The sequence below is a fragment of the Haloarcula argentinensis DSM 12282 genome (genome assembly GCA_000336895.1).
GTDB classification, from domain to species: Archaea; Halobacteriota; Halobacteria; order Halobacteriales; family Haloarculaceae; genus Haloarcula; species Haloarcula argentinensis.
The window spans coordinates 246,171-262,531 of sequence record AOLX01000015.1 but is presented as its reverse complement, the minus strand read 5'-3'; the positions used below and the strand labels follow the sequence as shown (position 1 = coordinate 262,531).

Annotated in this window: 11 protein-coding genes; 4 read left to right on the top strand and 7 right to left on the bottom strand. The window is 65.0% G+C overall.

Going from position 1 to position 16,361, the window contains the following annotated elements:
• Positions 1 to 80: 80 nt before the first annotated feature.
• Both C443_RS08065 and C443_RS08060 read left to right on the top strand, forming a co-directional pair.
• A complete protein-coding gene (locus C443_RS08065; protein WP_005535441.1) occupies positions 81 to 1,064 on the top strand; it encodes an NAD-dependent epimerase/dehydratase family protein in 984 nt (327 codons plus the stop codon).
• 114 nt (positions 1,065 to 1,178) lie between these two features.
• Positions 1,179 to 2,237, top strand: coding sequence for an NAD(P)-dependent glycerol-1-phosphate dehydrogenase (locus C443_RS08060; protein WP_005535440.1), 1,059 nt, complete (start codon positions 1,179 to 1,181; stop codon positions 2,235 to 2,237).
• On the opposite strand, the gene C443_RS08055 is transcribed toward C443_RS08060, so the two are convergent.
• The 3 genes from C443_RS08055 to C443_RS08045 all read right to left on the bottom strand — a co-directional run bounded on the left by C443_RS08055 (position 2,234) and on the right by C443_RS08045 (position 6,533).
• Positions 2,234 to 2,749, bottom strand: coding sequence for an NUDIX domain-containing protein (locus tag C443_RS08055; RefSeq protein WP_005535439.1), 516 nt, complete (start codon positions 2,747 to 2,749; stop codon positions 2,234 to 2,236). The two genes, C443_RS08060 and C443_RS08055, sit on opposite strands and share 4 nt — an antisense overlap.
• A 120-nt stretch (positions 2,750 to 2,869) precedes the next feature.
• Complete coding sequence (locus tag C443_RS08050; protein ID WP_005535438.1) at positions 2,870 to 4,681, bottom strand: S9 family peptidase; 1,812 nt, start codon at positions 4,679 to 4,681, stop codon at positions 2,870 to 2,872.
• A gap of 73 nt (positions 4,682 to 4,754) precedes the next feature.
• Positions 4,755 to 6,533, bottom strand: a complete 1,779-nt coding sequence (locus C443_RS08045; protein WP_005535436.1) for a DUF2339 domain-containing protein — start codon at positions 6,531 to 6,533, stop codon at positions 4,755 to 4,757.
• Positions 6,534 to 6,664: 131 nt separating this feature from the next.
• Between C443_RS08045 and C443_RS08040 the strand changes: the two genes are divergently transcribed.
• Positions 6,665 to 7,723 (top strand): glycosyltransferase, encoded by a 1,059-nt coding sequence (locus C443_RS08040; protein WP_005535434.1) that lies wholly within the window; start codon positions 6,665 to 6,667, stop codon positions 7,721 to 7,723.
• Between the two features lie 49 nt (positions 7,724 to 7,772).
• Here C443_RS08040 and C443_RS08035 read toward each other — a convergent pair whose 3' ends face one another.
• The gene (locus C443_RS08035) at positions 7,773 to 9,512 is read right to left on the bottom strand and encodes a Na+/H+ antiporter NhaC family protein (RefSeq protein ID WP_005535433.1); all 1,740 of its coding nucleotides are present in this window, start codon (positions 9,510 to 9,512) and stop codon (positions 7,773 to 7,775) included.
• A gap of 102 nt (positions 9,513 to 9,614) precedes the next feature.
• Here C443_RS08035 and C443_RS08030 point away from each other — a divergent pair, with 102 nt between their 5' ends.
• Positions 9,615 to 11,480: a DEAD/DEAH box helicase gene (locus tag C443_RS08030; RefSeq protein ID WP_005535431.1), complete on the top strand. Its 1,866-nt coding sequence runs from the start codon at positions 9,615 to 9,617 to the stop codon at positions 11,478 to 11,480.
• Positions 11,481 to 11,492: 12 nt separating this feature from the next.
• On the opposite strand, the gene C443_RS08025 is transcribed toward C443_RS08030, so the two are convergent.
• The 3 genes from C443_RS08025 to folP form a co-directional block, all read right to left on the bottom strand.
• Positions 11,493 to 12,101: a class I SAM-dependent methyltransferase gene (locus C443_RS08025; protein WP_005535429.1), complete on the bottom strand. Its 609-nt coding sequence runs from the start codon at positions 12,099 to 12,101 to the stop codon at positions 11,493 to 11,495.
• A 118-nt stretch (positions 12,102 to 12,219) separates the two neighbouring features.
• Entirely contained in the window at positions 12,220 to 13,713 is a 1,494-nt protein-coding gene (locus tag C443_RS08020; RefSeq protein ID WP_005535427.1) for a globin-coupled sensor protein, read from the bottom strand.
• A 136-nt stretch (positions 13,714 to 13,849) separates the two neighbouring features.
• The gene (folP, locus tag C443_RS08015; RefSeq protein WP_005535426.1) at positions 13,850 to 16,294 is read right to left on the bottom strand and encodes a dihydropteroate synthase; all 2,445 of its coding nucleotides are present in this window, start codon (positions 16,292 to 16,294) and stop codon (positions 13,850 to 13,852) included.
• Between the last annotated feature and the right edge of the window lie 67 nt (positions 16,295 to 16,361).

The window sequence follows — 16,361 nt, the reverse complement described above, 5'->3', positions numbered from 1 at the left end:
CACTCGGTGTCAACTGTTGGACCGCGGCAGACGCTGTCGGTGAGCCACACTGTTTTGCTGGTCCCGTCCGAGCACGGCGTATGGACAGTGTCCTCGTCATCGGCGGCGGTCGGTTCATCGGTCGGCACACAGTCACCGAGTTCCGCGACGCAGGCTACGACGTAACGATGCTCACCCGCGGACAGCGTCAGAATCCGTTCACAGACACCGATGTCGCCCACATCGAGGGCGACCGGACCGACCGGGAGACACTCGAAACCGCTCGTGAGCGGGTCGACCCGGACGTGGTCGTCGACTGTGTGGCATACTTCCCGGAGGATGTCCGGGTGGCGACCGACGTGTTCGCCGATGTCGACGCGTACGTGTATATTTCGAGCGGTGCGGCCTACGGCGCTGAACGGACACCCAAGCGGGAGGGGGAGACACCGCTCGCAGGCTGTACTGCCGAGCAGGCCACAACTGACAGCGCAGAGACCTATGGTCCCCGGAAAGCCGAAGGCGATCGCGAAGTGTTCGCCGCCGCCGAAGACGGCGTGCGGGCGATGAGCGTCCGACCGACCGTCGTGTACGGCCCCCACGACTACACCGAGCGCTTCGCCTACTGGGTCGACCGCGTAGCCGAGTACGACCGGATCGTGGTTCCCAGCGACGGCCTCAGCCTGTGGCAGATGGTCTACGTCGAGGACGTGGCCAGTGCGCTCCGTCTCGTCGCGGAGCGGGGGACGGCCGGCGAGGCCTACAACGTTGGCGACGAGCACGCGCCGACGCTCCGGGAGTGGGTCGACCTACTCGCCGGCGTACACGAGACAGATGTCGAAACAATCGGGGTCGGCGAGCGCGAACTCGGGGCTGCGGGGCTGGAACCCGATGATTTCCCCATCTACCGCGAGTCACCACATCTGCTGTCGACGGCGAAGCTCCGCGACCTAGGCTGGTCATCGACGCCCCACGAGACGGCACTGGCCGTGACTGTCGCCGAGCATCGGGAGAACGACCGAACCGGCCGGGAGTTCGGACCGGACCGTGACACGGAGGCAGCGCTCATCGACCGCCTGACAGTATAGCAGCGATCTGCAGCGGCGCGCCACCTGTTCGTCATCGCCAGCGCGGAGTGAGGCCACCTGTTTCTCCTTCGTCGCACCTAAACTGTTTTCACGCGTGCCCGGAGACAGGCAACCATGTTCGAGAAACGCACCTGGATCCGCCTGCCCCGGAACGTCGTGGTCGGGCACGGGGTCCTCGGCCGGACAATCGAGGCCGTGAGCGAACTCCATCTGACCGGCAGGCCGCTGGTCGTCTCCAGTCCGACGCCACATGATGTCGCCGGCAAGCGGGTCGTCGAACAGTTCGAGGACGAGGGGTACGACCCATCCGAAATCGTCATCGATGAGGCCAGTTTCGACGCCGTGCAGCAGGTCATCGACCACGCGTCGGAGATCGACGCGGGCTTCCTGCTGGGCGTCGGCGGCGGGAAGGCCATCGATATCACGAAGATGGCGGCCGACGACTTGGGTTTGGGATTCGTCTCGGTGCCGACGGCCGCGAGCCACGACGGTATCGTCTCCGGTCGCGGCTCAGTTCCCGAAGGTGACACGCGCCACAGCGTCGCCGCAGAGCCGCCACTGGCCGTCATCGCCGACACCGAGGTGCTGGCGGAGGCCCCCTGGCGGCTGACCACCGCCGGCTGTGCCGACATCATCTCCAACTACACCGCGGTCCGGGACTGGCAGCTCGCTCACCGGCTCAAGAACGTCCACTACTCCGAGTACGCCGGTGCACTCTCTCAGATGACTGCCGAGATGCTCGTCGAGAGTGCCGACTCGATAAAACAGGGGCTAGAGGAGTCGTCCTGGATCGTCGTGAAAGCGCTCGTTTCTTCGGGTGTTGCGATGTCCATCGCAGATTCCTCGCGTCCGGCGAGCGGCGCGGAACACCTGTTTTCTCACCAACTGGACCGGCTCGTCCCCGACGGCGCGCTTCACGGCCATCAGGTCGGTGTCGGCTCGATCATGACCGAATACCTCCACAGCGGCCAGAAAGGGAAGTGGAAAGACGCCAGAGATGCACTGGCCGCCATCGGCGCACCGACAACGGCAGACGAACTCGGTATCGACGACGAAACCGTGATCGAAGCGCTGACCTCGGCCCACCAGATTCGCGACCGCTACACAGTGCTCGGTGACGGCATGAGTGAAGAAGCGGCTATCGAAGCAGCGACCGTTACCGGCGTTATCTAAACCAGTTCTGCGACCGCGACATCGCTCGCGTCGTCCCACCGGATCGACGCGTCAGCGCCGTCGGCTGTTTCGGTAGCATCGCTGTCGAGCTTGGCGCTGTTGATTTCGGCGTCGAACACGATGCTGAGCCGATACACCGTCTCGGCGTCCGGGTCCGCCTCGTTTCGCACGCCACAGATGGTCGCCCGCACCGCGTCTCGAATCGTACACGCGACGCCGGCCGTTTCGGTGACGACCCGCTCGACCGCTGCCGCCGGCCGCTCACCCCCTTGTGTCTGGCCCTGAGGAATCTCCCAGGACCCGTCAGCGTCGCTCAGCAACACGTCGCCCGACTCGTTGTGGACGAACGCGTGGACGTCTACCTGTCCTTCCCGTGAGCGCTCGACAGCACGCTGGTACGCCTCCGAACCCACCGAAAAGGTGGTCTGGTCCACCGGCGTCGAGCCGAACTCCTGTTCGAGACGGGCGAGGCGCTCCTGAACCCGCGCTCGCGAGCGCTCGGCTATCTCCATACGAAACGGTGCTTCGGCAGCGTAATAAATCCGCCTGAACGCTCTCACAGTTTGAAACCGCCCTATGGGCCGGCTGTGATCCCTGTAATCCACGTCCGCCACAGCACTCGGCCGGATGTCTCAGACATGCTCGTCGAGGAACTCGACGACGGCGGTGTACGCCTCGATGCGGTTCTCCCGCTTGCTGATGCCGTGGCCCTCGTCGTCGAAGACGAGCTTCTCCACGGGAACGCCCTGCTCAGCCGCTTGCTCGGCAATTTGCTCGGCCTCGCCAACCGGGACACGCGGGTCGTTGGCTCCGTGGAGGACGAACAGCGGCGCGTCGATGCGATCGACGTTGTTGATAGGTGAGATAGATTCGAGGAACTCGCGGTCCGTTTCGAGGGATCCGTACTCGGCCTCGCGGAGTTCGCGCCGCCAGTCGCCGGTGTTCTCCAGAAACGTCACGAAGTTGGCGATGCCGACCACATCGACGCCGGCCGCCCAGAGGTCCGGGTACTCGGTCAGGGCCGCAAGCACCATGAAGCCGCCGTAAGACCCGCCCATCGCCACGATTCGGTCGGGGTCGACAGCCGGGTGGTCGTGGAGCCAGTCGACACCGGCCCGGAGGTCTTTCACCGAGTCCATCCGCTTTTCGACGTCGTCGAGGTGCGTGTAAGCCTTCCCGTAGCCGGTCGACCCGCGGACGTTCGGCTCGAAGACGGCGTAGCCTCGCGAGAGGAAGTACTGGGTCAGCCCCGAGAACGACGGGCGCCGCTGGCTCTCCGGGCCGCCATGGATGTCGACGATGACCGGCGTCTCGCCGGCAGTGCCGCTCTCGTTAGCTGCACCGTCCGGCAGCGAGAACAACGCAGGAATTTCTCGTCCATCGAAGGAGTCGAATCTGACGACGTCTGGCTCGATGAACGTCTCACGCGGGATGCCGGCCGTCGAGGCGGCCGTCCACTGCTCGCTCTCCCCGGTTTCGGCCTCAACGACGAACACATTGGTGTTGACCGTCCGGCCGGTGACGCTGACGGCGAAACGCTCGGCGTCGGGTCCCCAGGAAACGCCGCCAGCCAACCCTCCCGGCAGGTCCGGCGTCGGGAATGTCTCGATGGTCGTCGGCCCCGTCAGTTCGCCGACGGTGAGTTCGTTGTAGCCGTCGACGTTGCGCGAGTACACGAGGCGGCCACTGTCCTTGTCCAGCGCGACGCCGTCGATGTTCCACTGATCGTCCGATCGGACGATGTCGAGGTCGCCGTCGAGCGAGAGGCGAGCCAGTTCGAGCGTGTCGCTTTCGGCGTCGGTGACGAGATACACTGCATCGCCCTCCGGCCCCCACGACGCGCTCGTGTAGCGGACTTTCCCTTCATGTGGCGTGAGATGGCTGAGGTCCCCGTTGTCGATGTCCAGCACGTAGATGTCCTGGTCGAAACTGGAGTGGGCTTCGCTGACCAGCAGGCGCTCGCCGTCGGGCGAGAATCCGCCCACCGAGAGCCAGCCGTCGCCCTCCCAGACCAGTTCCGCGTCGTCACCGGTCGCGTCGCGGTCCTGTACGTAGATGTCGAAGACAGCCTCGTCGCGGCGGTTCGACGCGAACGCGAAGCGCTCGCCGTCGGGCGACCAGCCGCCCCAGCGGTGTTTCGCGTCGGGCATCCCGGTGAGTTCGTGGACGTGTCCGTCCGCGTCGAGCCGGTATAGCTGCGCTCGCTCGTTGCCGCCCTCGTCCATGCCGAAGACGAGTTCCTGGCGCTCGGGCGAGTAATCGACGAAACTCACAGTGTCGTCGTAGAACGTCAACTGTTCGGGCCAGCCCTGTGGTTCGGTAAGCGACCAGAGCTGGGCGACGCCGGTCGTGTTCATCAGGAAAGCGAGCGTCCCGTCCGGCGCGAACGAACTACCGTAGGCGCTCCGGACGTTGAGATAGCGCGAGAGGTCGTACGCGGTCACAACGGGAGGGAGGGCAGGCATGGCCAAAACCCTTTGTGGCGGCCGCGTGGTCGAATCAGTGCCGTGCAGCGGTCTAGCCAGACAGTCGCTGGAGCGGCTTTTCGCCCTGCCAGCGGGCGTACGCGTACGAGGCAACGAGCAGAATACCGCCAAGCACGAGGAACGAAAGGGTTCGAGCGAGCGTATCGAGCCCCCGCGTGTCGTAAAGGAACACCTTGGTCGTCACCAGGCCGAGGACGACGACGCCCTGAAGCCGGCGACCGCGGTCGTCCAGCGCAAGGCCGACCCCGACGAATGCGAGCCCCAGCACTGCCCAGGCAACCGACAGGCTCGCTCCCGAAAGCTCCAGTCCCAGAAGTACCACTGCGAGTCCGGTCGCGGTCCAGGCGTACGGAGCGGCCACCGGGAGTTCGCGGTCAATGCCGGGTACCGTCGTCGATGCGCCGCCAAACCATCGACCGAGCACGTAGAAAACCGCGATTCCCAGCAGGTAGGCGGCCGGCCGTCCCGTCACGGTCGCAAGCGAGAACGCCGGTAATCTGGTCGCGTCCACGGCGAGCAGTTTGGCGACGGTTCCGACAGCGACGAGGTGCCCGCCGATGCGAACCGCTCCCGCATCGCGACTGGTTCCAAGCGCCAGCGCTCCACAGAGCAAGACGAGGAGGCCGACGGTTTCGGCGAACGGGTCGGCCGCGAGGATGACACTGATCGCGAGTAGAACGACGGCAAGCACCCCAGCGGCGCTGTTTTGCTGTCTCAGGCGTGACTCCGTGACGGCGTAGATACCGCCGAGGGCGAGTCCGACTGCGCCGACAGCTACTCCGTCCGGTGCCGTCGGGAGAAGGCGACGAACGACGCTTTCCAGTAGGATCGCGGCGAACACGGCATTGGACGCGGTCGTCGCTTCCACCAGTCGGCGGTGCCACCGGTCCGTTCGGTCGCTCGCACGGAGTACGTACACACCAGCGGCGTAGACAGCGAACGTTGCGGCGAGGACGACGGCGGCGACCGTGTCGGGTGGCTCCAGCCTGTTCGTCCAGGCGACGTGGAGCACGTAGGCCGGGAGGACGCTGCCGAGGACGAGCCGGCTCCACGGGCGGACAGCGGCGATGGTCACGAGCCCGGCCGTGAGAAGCACGACGTAGGCCGGCGAGACGACGAAGGAACCGGCGTCGAGTCCGACGTAGGCAGTGACGTATCCCAGCAGGAACGCCTCGCCGGCGACAGCCGGTGCGTGGTCCCGGACCGAGAGCGCCGCGGTGGCGGCCACGAGAGCTGTCAAGACCAGCAGCACCGCCCACAGTGGCGCTCCGATGGCAGCGCGGTACGACTCGAAGCCGTAGGCTGCGTAGACGCTGAAATACGCGATTGCGAGGCCAGTCCCGGCGACGAGTCGTCCCCACCGGCTGTAGCCCTGTGCCTCGGCGGCGTACCGGCCGCCAGCGAGCAGTATGAGCCCACCTGCCGTGCCGGTGAGTACACGCCCGAGCGGGCCGAGGTAGCCCGCCTCGATGGCCATCCGAATGAAGAAGACGACGCCGACCACCAGCGCGAGGCTGCCGACCCCGCCGAGCCACTTCATCCCGATGTTGCGCTCCCAGTTCCGTTCGTCGGCCGGTGCGTTGCCGGCAGCTGTCTCGCGGGTCTCTGTCCCTGGCTCCGAACCATCCCCGGACTCCGATTCGGGAGTCGCCGTGTCCGACCCGACTACTGTGCCGGCAGTTTCAGCCTCGATTGACGGCGGCGGGTCGGTGTTTAGCTCCGACTCAAGGGCGGCGATGCGTGTGTGGAGGGCATCGACCTCGGCGCGGAGGTCCCGTACCTCCGCACGGAGGTCGTCTTCATCGCTCATACACCGACACATTGCGGAGTTGCTGTAATAAACCTCCAGCCGAACGACAGCGTTCTGGAGCGTCGACCTGCCGTCTACCGCCGTCAACCGCGAACGGGTGGATTTTTGAGCGGCCACGTCGTCGCCCCTGTATGCGTGTCGCGGTCGTCGCCATGGAGACGAGTCAGTACCGGGACACAGTGGGCCGGACCCGACTGGAGCGAGTGGCTACCGAACTCGCCGCTGCCGGCCACGACGTGACCGTGTTCTGTTCGCAGTGGTGGCCAGGGTTCGACAACCAGCGCGAGCGCGACGGCATCACGTACCGCGCCGTCACCGTCTCGCCGACTGTGCCGTCGTTCTGTGTCCGCCTGCCAGTCATGCTCGCGCGATTCCGACCGGATGTCGTCCACGTCCACCCGACGCCGGCGTCGGTCGCGCTCGCGGCCAAGGCCGGCGCAACGCTTTCGCGAGCGCCGCTTCTCACGGAGTGGTACGGGGACGAGGACGTACCCGAGAGTCGCCGCGCCGACCTCGCGCTCCGGGCCTCGGACTGCCTCGTCACACCATCTGAACTCGTCCGTACGCGGGTCCGCGAACGGGGAGCGACGGCGGACCAGACTGCGATACTCCCACAGAGCATCGACATGGACCTCGTTAGAGAGGCTGACGTCGACGAAGAGATCGACGTGGTGTACGCCCACCGACTGGACGGCAGCGCGAACGTCGAGTCGCTACTGCTCGGGCTGGCGGAACTTAGACAGAAGGGCTGGTCGGCGACGATCATCGGCGACGGTCCGGAACGGGAGTACTACGAACAGGAGGCTGCCGACCTTCGCATTGACGACCGCGTGACCTTCGTCGGTGCGTGCGACACCGAAGAGCGCGTCTCGATTTACAAGGGCGCGCACGTGTTTGTCCAGACAGCGTTCCGGGAGTGCTTCGCCACGGACCTCCTCTGGGCGATGGCCTGTGGCTGTATCGGCATCGTGGAGTACCAGGCCGAGTCGTCTGCTCACGAACTCATCGAACAGCGCGACCGTGCGTTCCGAGTGACGAACCCGCAGGAGATCGCCGACAAAATCACCGAATCGGCCAGTTTCGAGCGCCGGACCGTCGACGAGTCCTTCGCCGAGTTCGACCACGCACAGGTCCGGGCGGAGTACGAAGACCTCTACGAGAAGCGAATCGAGAGTATCGGTCTATTCTGATCGACACGGTGCTCAGACGCACTGACGGCGAGCAGAAACGCGCCGTCAGTCAGTACGGGATGACGCGGAACCCTTCGGGGAGCACCAGCCCGAACACGAGGAACAGCACGGCTGCGATACCTGCTGCCATGATAGCGTAGGGCGCTTGACTCCTGACGTGGACCATATGATCGCTTCCGCTGGTCGACGACGCTAAGACGGTCGTGTCGCTGATGGGCGAGGTATGGTCACCGAAGATGCCGCCACTGAACACCGCGCCGAGCACGAGCGGGAGGTTCGCGCCCGTCGAGAACGCCAGCGGGATGGCGATGGGGAACATGATGCCGTAGGTCGACCACGACGACCCGTCTGAGAAGCTGACAAAGGAGGTCACGAGGAAGACGCCGACTGGGATGATGAACGCCGGCACGCCGCCGAAGACGTTCGTCACGAACGACGAGACACCGAGTATCGTCACCGCGTTCTGGATGGAACTGGCGAACATCAGGATGACAGCCGCGAGGAGGATGCCCTTGAAGCCGACCATCATCGCATCGGTCGCGTCGTCGTTGGACGGGATGTCGCCCTTCCATCGATACAGCAGGAAGCCGACGATGAGCGCGGAGAACGAGGCGAGACCCAACTGGACGCCCCCGATGTTGAATGCCCACGGCCCGCTCGGCGGCGTGATTAGCTGCCAACTGCCGAGCTGGAGCAGCGTGGCCCCCATCCCTTCCTTCCCCTTGACGTAGATGACGGGGCTGGCCCGCCAGAACATCGCACCGAGGCCGACGACAATCATCGTGAGGATCGGCCAGGCGAAGTTCCGCCAGTCCGGCGTGGCGGTTTCGGACACCTCGTATTCGTCCATCTCCGCGGAAATCATCGGGTCAGCGTCGTCGCCGACGACCTTCCCTTCGTTTCTCGCCCGGGACTCTTCGGTTCCCATCCCGTAGATGTTTGGCACGACTTGCCACGCGACGAGGCCAGCGAGGCCGAGCGCGATCCACGAATAGAAGCCGGTAAACAGCGTGTTGAAAAACAGCGGCCAGACAGCCCCGGTCGCCGCGGTGACCTGATCACCGCCAGTGTTCACGAAGTTCGTCATCCCGGACGGCAGCGTTCCCTGCCGCTGTGCCTCGACGAGGCCGCCCCCGATGAAGCCGACCATCGCCGCCCCCCACGTCGAGTAGAACGCAAGCCTGGACGCTGGTGACCCCGCCGAGTCGACGTAGTAGGCCAACTTGGCCCGTGACACGTCGAACTTGTCGGTCAACGGTCGCATCATCGAGCCGACCACGAGGCAGTTGAAGTAATCGTCGATGTGGATTGCGATACCGGCCAGGAACGCGGCCTTCTCGGCGTCTGCGGCGGAGTCGGCTCTCGCCACCAGCGCCTCCAGCACGCCCTGGATCGCCCCGGCTCGGATCATCAGCCCGATCAGCCCACCGATGGCAAAGATGGCAAGCAGGACGTTCTTGACGTACCACTCCCCGAACAGCGGGGCCGTGGCGATGATCTCCGGAACGAGCTTCAGCCCGAAGATACCGCCGAGTACGATGCCACCGACGCCGACCGTCCAGGGACTGCCGTCCTCGGCCTGCGGCTGGACGGTCGCAACCTCACCGCCAGCGGTGATCAGGTCCAACGGGACCCCAACAGCCTGAGGATGTAATGCGCCGACCAGCATGCCTGTGATGACGATGCCTACGAACAGCCCGATAAGCGCGTCCCGGGTGTACCAGGCGAGACCGATGGCGACGAGCGCGGGAACGATCGACCACGGTCCAGCCGCGATTCCCTCAACCATGCCGGCAGGTCTAGGTGGCGCTATATTAAGGTATGTATTCGCAACCGCCTCAGTGAGTGTCCAGACGAAACCCGTTTGAGCGTCGACACCCTCCAATCAGTAGTGACAGCTGAGGAGCCAGCCGACCGAGACGACGACTCGGACTCCGCCACGGAACTCGAACTCGACGCCGTCTACGACGCTATCGACGCCGTCGGTCGTCCGCACCTGACGGCGACGGAGTTCTCCCGAAAGACGGACCTGACACCCGACGAGGCGCGGGCAGAACTGGAGCGTCTCGCCGACGACGGCGACATCGAGCGTCAGGACGTGTCCGAGGTCGAGTCTGTATGGTATCCGACGGACATCGCCGAGGTAACCGACCGAGAGCGCGTGGTCCTGTTTCCCGACCGCAGGGAGGTCGTTGTCGAACACCCCGACCAGTTCACGCGGGCACAGCTCTCGCAGTTCGCCCGCCTGCAGGACACCAACCGCTCGGGCGGCTACGTGTACGAACTCCGCGAGGAGGACATCTGGGCCGCACCGCACGAATCTCTGGAGGACCTGCTAGCGACGATGCGGGACGTGCTGGGCGAGCGCTCGCCCCACCTCGAAGAGTGGGTGACGAGCCAGTGGGAACGCGCCCGGAAGTTCCGCCTCAAGACCCACGAGGACGGGTACGTCGTGCTCGAAGCCGACAGCGACGACCTGATGGGCAACGTCGCCCGGCCGAAACTCGACGACGACCACCTCCGAGCCCCCATCTCGGACTCCGAGTCGTGGGTCAACGAGGACGCGACCGCCGAAATCAAGCGCACGCTGTACGAGGCAGGCTATCCGGTCCGGGACGACCGCGACCTCGAAACGGGCGACGCCATCGAGATGGATCTGCGCCTGCGCCTGCGGGACTACCAGCAGGACTGGGTCGAGCGGTTCACCGAGCAGGGCTCGGGCGTGTTCGTCGGCCCGCCCGGGTCGGGCAAGACCGTCGCTGCGATGGGCGCGATGGCCGCTATCAGCGGCGAAACGCTGATTCTCGTCCCCTCGCGGGAACTCGCGACCCAGTGGCACGACGAACTGGTCCGGCACACCTCGCTGACTGACGACGATATCGGCGAGTACCACGGCGGTGAAAAGAGCATTCGGCCGGTCACCATCGCCACTTACCGGACCGCGGGGATGGACCGGCACCGGAAGCTGTTCGACCAGCGCAAGTGGGGCCTCATCGTCTTCGACGAGGTCCACCACGTCCCCTCGCCGATTCACCGCCGGAGCGCGGACCTCCAGACCAAACACCGGTTGGGGCTGACCGCCACACCGACCAGAGAGAGCGACGACGAAGAGGAGATATTCACGCTCATCGGCCCGCCAATCGGCACGGACTGGGGCAAACTGTTCGACGAGGGCTACGTCGCCGAACCGGAGGTCGAAATCCGCCTCGTGCCGTGGGGGAACGAAACCGAACAGTCCGAGTACAGTTCCACGTCGGGCCACGACCGACGACAGGTCGCCGCCAGCAACACCGGGAAAATCGACGAGATACGCTACGCGCTGGCCGAGAACCCCGCCGCGAAGGCGCTGGTGTTCATCGAGTACCTCGACCAGGGTGAAGCCATCAGCGAGGCCATCGATGCGCCGTTTATCAGCGGCGAGACGCCACACGCCCGCCGGGAGAAGCTGTTCGACGAGTTCCGCCGTGGCGAACTGAACACGCTGGTCGTCTCCCGCGTCGGCGACGAGGGGATCGACCTGCCGGACGCCGAACTCGCGCTCGTCGCTTCTGGTCTGGGCGGGTCTCGTAGACAGGGCGCACAGCGGGCCGGGCGGACGATGCGCCCAGCTGGTGACGCCCGGATGGTCATTCTCGCGACGCGAGGGACGACGGAGGAAGACTTCGTCCGCCGGCAGATGCGCCACCTCGCCTCGAAGGGCATCCGTGTGACCGAGACAGAAGCCGAGGCCGTCGAGCCGCCGGCGAAGACGGAGTGAGCAGGCGAGGGGCTACGCTCGCGCCCGGAAAAACGCGAACACCCCACCGAGTTCGTCGTCGACGGTCTCGACATCGGTGATTGAGAAGCCGGCCTCGGTCAGTAGCTCGCGATTGCGCTCGCGGCCGTGAAAGCTCCAGGCCATCTCGGTCTCGGTTTCCAGCCAGTCCTCGTTGTTGCCTTCCCATTGTTCGTTGCCCAGCGCGGCCAGTAATCGACCGCCCGGTTCGAGCACGCGCTCGAACTCGGCGAAGACGGCGGCGTGTTCCGCTCGCGGGACGTGGATGACCGCGTGCAGTGAGACGACCGCATCGAACGTGTCTGCCGGGAACGGCAGCGCTGCCAGATCTCCCTGACAGAGCCGCGATCCGGGGAGCCGCTCGCCTGCCATCTGTAGCTGCTCGCGAGAGATATCCAGCCCCGTGACGGTGTGATCGGTTGCGAGAACGTCCATCGCAGGCGTCCCTGCGCCACAACCGGCATCGAGGACCCGACTCTCGGCAGGCAGCCGATCCGCGAGGCCCGCGACCAGACCGCGCTCGCGACCCTCGCCGTCACGCTCGGCTGCGTAGGTCGCGGCGATATCGTCGTAGCCGTCGCGGACGATGTCGCGTCGGTTCATACGCGGTGCTCTCGACTGTCCGGAATAGGTTTTTGGGTGGTGTGTGAGCGGGGACACTCCGGGCTCGTCCCCGCATACACGGCTGGCCAGCGATTGAACTTCCGGCGTATAATCGAAGTTACGCCGTATCTGTGTCGAGTCGACGCGCGGTTTCGGCCACGTCCTGAATCTTCTCCGTCTGCCGTTCGTTCGTCGCTGCGAGGTCGTCAAGCTGTGCCGACATCTCGTCGATACCGCTCGACAGTTCGTCGATCATGCTGGCGACTTCCTCGGTCGACGCCGCTTGGTCGTCGGTCGCGGCCGATACTTCCCGTATTCCCTGTGATGCCTCGTTGACTGCCGAAACAATCTCTTCGAGTTGTTCGGCTGCCGTCTCGACCTGATCGATGCCCTCTGTCACCTGCTCGGTCACAGTTTCGAGGCTCTCGACGGCGTCGACGGTCTCGTCCTGAATCTCCGTGACGGTGTCTTCGATCTGGTTCGCGTGTTCCTGTGAGTCCCCAGCGAGCGTTTTGATTTCGTCGGCGACGACGGCGAACCCGTCGCCCGCTTCGCCAGCGCGTGCGGCCTCGATGGAGGCGTTCAGCGCGAGCATGTTGGTCTGGTCCGCGATGTCGTTTATTACTTCGACGATGTCGTCGATCTCGTCGGCCTGCTCCTGTAAGCCCGCGATGTCAGCCGACACCGTATCGACGGCGTCGTCGACATCGTTCATCATGGCCGCGGCCTGCTGTGCGGCTTCGTTCCCGCGCTCAGCTTTCTGCTCGGCCGATGTGCTGGTACTCGCGACTTCCTCGGCGGTCGAGGCAATCTCTTCGATTGTCGCGCTCATATCCGCGACCTCGCCCGCCACTTCGTCCATCGACTCGGACTGACTCTCGGCGGCGGCGTTAATCTGCTTGTTCGTCTGGGCGACCTCCTCGGCGGAGGTGCTCAGTTCGTCGATAGGCTCCTGCAGTCCGCTTTCGACGTCTTGCATCAGCGTCTGCTGGTCATCGATTGCCGATTCCAGACGCTGGCTGTAGGAGTCGATGTAAGTGTCCATCGCGACCTGCTGGTCGAGGTTGAGCAGTTTGAACACTGACAGCGCCCGCGACTGCATTTCTTCGAGGGCCTCGTCCCGGGCAGCGTCGCCCGATTGCAGGTCTTCGACGATGGTCCGCAAGAAGTGTTCGAAATAGATGGTGTAGGCCCCGAGATAGATCTTCGGGCCGAGGTCGAGCATATCGTGAATCTTCCCGATACGGGCCCGGTTCTCGAAGTACTGTTTGTCGTAGGTCCCGGCGACGAGGTCCCGGAGGTACTGCGACTGTGTGTTTTTGAGCTGGTCGACTGACTTGGTGGACCGCCCAAAAATCTCGACAGTCTCGTCGAACGACTGGAGGTGATCGTAGAAGTCGTCGACGACAGATTCCGCCCGGGCGTTCGTCTCATCTGCCATCGCGGTGAGATTGTCGGCGTCAGACTCGTCAAATCCAGTAAAATCCTTCCGCCAGCGTATCTCCCCAGCGTCCAGTCCGATACGATCGGTCAGTGTCTCGCCGTCGACGCCAGACCTATCAGATTCAGTGATACGTTTCCGAGAGCCCGTACTCTCGCTCTGGAATGCCATGGAGAAGAGTCAACCGACATAGGGGTTATATGTTCGCCCCTGATTCTCACCATTGAGAAATATAAAAATGGTGGCCAAATATTTGGGTTGTCGGTCACGTCTGGCGATTATCCGGCCGCCTGTTTAGCAGTCAGAATCAGTCCTCGAACTTCTGTGGATCGCGGGCTGCCTCGGCGACGCGAACGGCGACAACGTTCTCTGGGACATCGTGGACACGAACGATGTCAGCCCCCCGCTCGGCCGCTAGCGTCGTTCCGGCGATGGTCGCCTCCAGACAGTCGCCCGCCTCCTGCCCGACAAGCCCGAACAGCGACTTGTGGGAGTGGCCCACCAGAATCGGGCAGCCGAGTGCCTCGAACTCCGGGAGGCGGTCGAGTAGTTCGAAATCTTCTGTGGGCGATTTCCCGAAGCCGATGCCTGGATCGACGATAATCTGGTCGCGGTCGAGCCCGGCCTTCTCCGCGAGCAGAACGCGCTCGGTCAACTGGTCGATGCAGTCCTGCACCACGTCGTCGTAGTGGATATCGCTGTCCGGGTCGACTGGCGTCTCGATGGAGTGCATCACGACCACCGGCACGTCGTACTCGGCGGCGACGAGGCGCATCTCCGGGTCTTCGAGCCCAGACACGTCGTTCAAGATATCTGCACCGGCATCGAGCGCTGCTCGCGCGACAGGGGCCTTCCGCGTGTCGACGGAGATGGCGACGTCAAGCTCCGAAAGCGCCTCGATAACCGGCACCACACGGTCGATCTCCTCCTCGACCGGGACGGGTTCGGCACCGGGCCGTGTCGACTCCCCGCCGATATCCAGGATGTCCGCGCCGGCCTCGACCATCCGCTCGGCGCGGGCGACAGCGTCCTCGACGGCGTTGTACTCACCGCCGTCGTGGAAGGAGTCCGGAGTGATGTTGCAGATACCCATGACGGCCGTCCCATCGTCCCAGGGGTACGCTGTCGACGTGTCCGACTCGGGCTGTTGGATAGATAGCGCCGACCGCAGTTCGTCGGCGAACGATGCGAGCCCGTAGGGCTGGCCGTCGAGTTTCCCGGCGAGCCGCCTGTACTGGGCCATTGTCGCCATCGTGACCACATCGAGTGACTCCTCGTCCTGACTGCTCAAGCCGGAAATCGCACATTCGCCGCCCAGCGACAGCAGTTCCTCCTTGAGATACTGAGCCTGTCGCGGCTGGACGCGGGTGTGCAGGACGCGGTGGACGCCCTTCCCCCGCATCCGCTGGGTCCCGGCTGCGGTGACGTGGGCGCTCTCGATGGCCTCGCGGGCCTCGGCCAGCGAGTCGATCTGTTTGGGGACCAGCGAGCGCGACCAGTCGGCCCGGGCCTCTCGTACGGCGTACAGCGACCCCACCACGAGGACCGCATCACCGGACTCCGCGGCGTCGAGGGCGAGATCGAGCGCCCCTGCAACGTCGCTGCGCGTTTCGACCGCCGCGTCGGTCGCGTTCTCCACCGCGGTCGCGACGACGTGGTGGGACTCCGCCCGGTCGACGTTCGGCCGGCAAGCGACGACGTGGTCTGGGTCCGGCAGCGCCGCGACGATACGTTCGTGATCCTTGTCAACCATCGCACCAATCACAACGTGGAGGTCGTCGTAGTCGAACGACGACAGCGTCTCCGCGGTGCGCTCGATGCTTCCGGGGTTGTGCGCCCCGTCAAGGACGACCAGCGGCGACTCGTTCATCACCTCGAACCGACCGGGCCAGTGGGCGTTTCGCAGACCGCGTTCGAGGGCTGTCTGTGAGACGTCCGCGACCTGCCGACACAGCGTGGCCGCGATGCCGGCGTTCTGTGCCTGGTGTGCGCCAAGCAGCGGGAGGTGGGTATCGACGCGCCAGTCGGGACCGTCGACCGAGACTGCCCCTTCCAGCCCCTCGCGACCGCCGTACGTGGCCGTCACGTCGGCGTCGTCGCCCTCGCTGACAGTCACAACGTCGTTGGCGACCTCGCGGACGGCGGCGAGTGCGTCGCCAGTCGTCCCGGTCACCAACGGCCCGTCATCGGGGACGACGTGGGCCTTGTCGTGGGCGATTTCCTCGACAGTGTCGCCGAGGATGTGGGTGTGTTCGAGCGTCACGGACGTGACAGCGCTGGCGACCGGGTCGACCACGCTCGTGGCGTCGTATCGGCCGCCGATACCGACTTCCAGCACCGCGACATCGACGTCCTGACGGTCGAACTCCCACAGTGCCATCGCGGTCATCGTCTCGAAGAAGGTGGGCGAGTCGTTGGCCGCGCCCTGTTCGGTCACGTACGTCCGGACCGATTCGACGAACTCGACGAGGGCGGCCTCGGAGAGTTTCCGCCCGTTGAGACGGATCCGCTCGCGCACGTCGTCGAGATGCGGCGACGTGTACAGTCCGACATCGAGGCCGGCTTCCCGCAGCGTTCGTTCGACCATCCGCGCGGTGGACCCCTTTCCGTTGGACCCCGCAATCTGGACGCAGCGAAGCCCCTCATGTGGGTCACCGAGCGACGATAGCAGGTCCTGCGTGGCATCAGTACCGGCTCGCGGGGCGAACCGGCGCAACTCGAAGAGGAAGTTCGCGGCCTCGTGGAACTCCATGGTCGGGCTATCGGAGCCGTTCGCTTTAGCCTGTCGGACTGTTGCGTGTCTCCGGCGTGAAGACGCC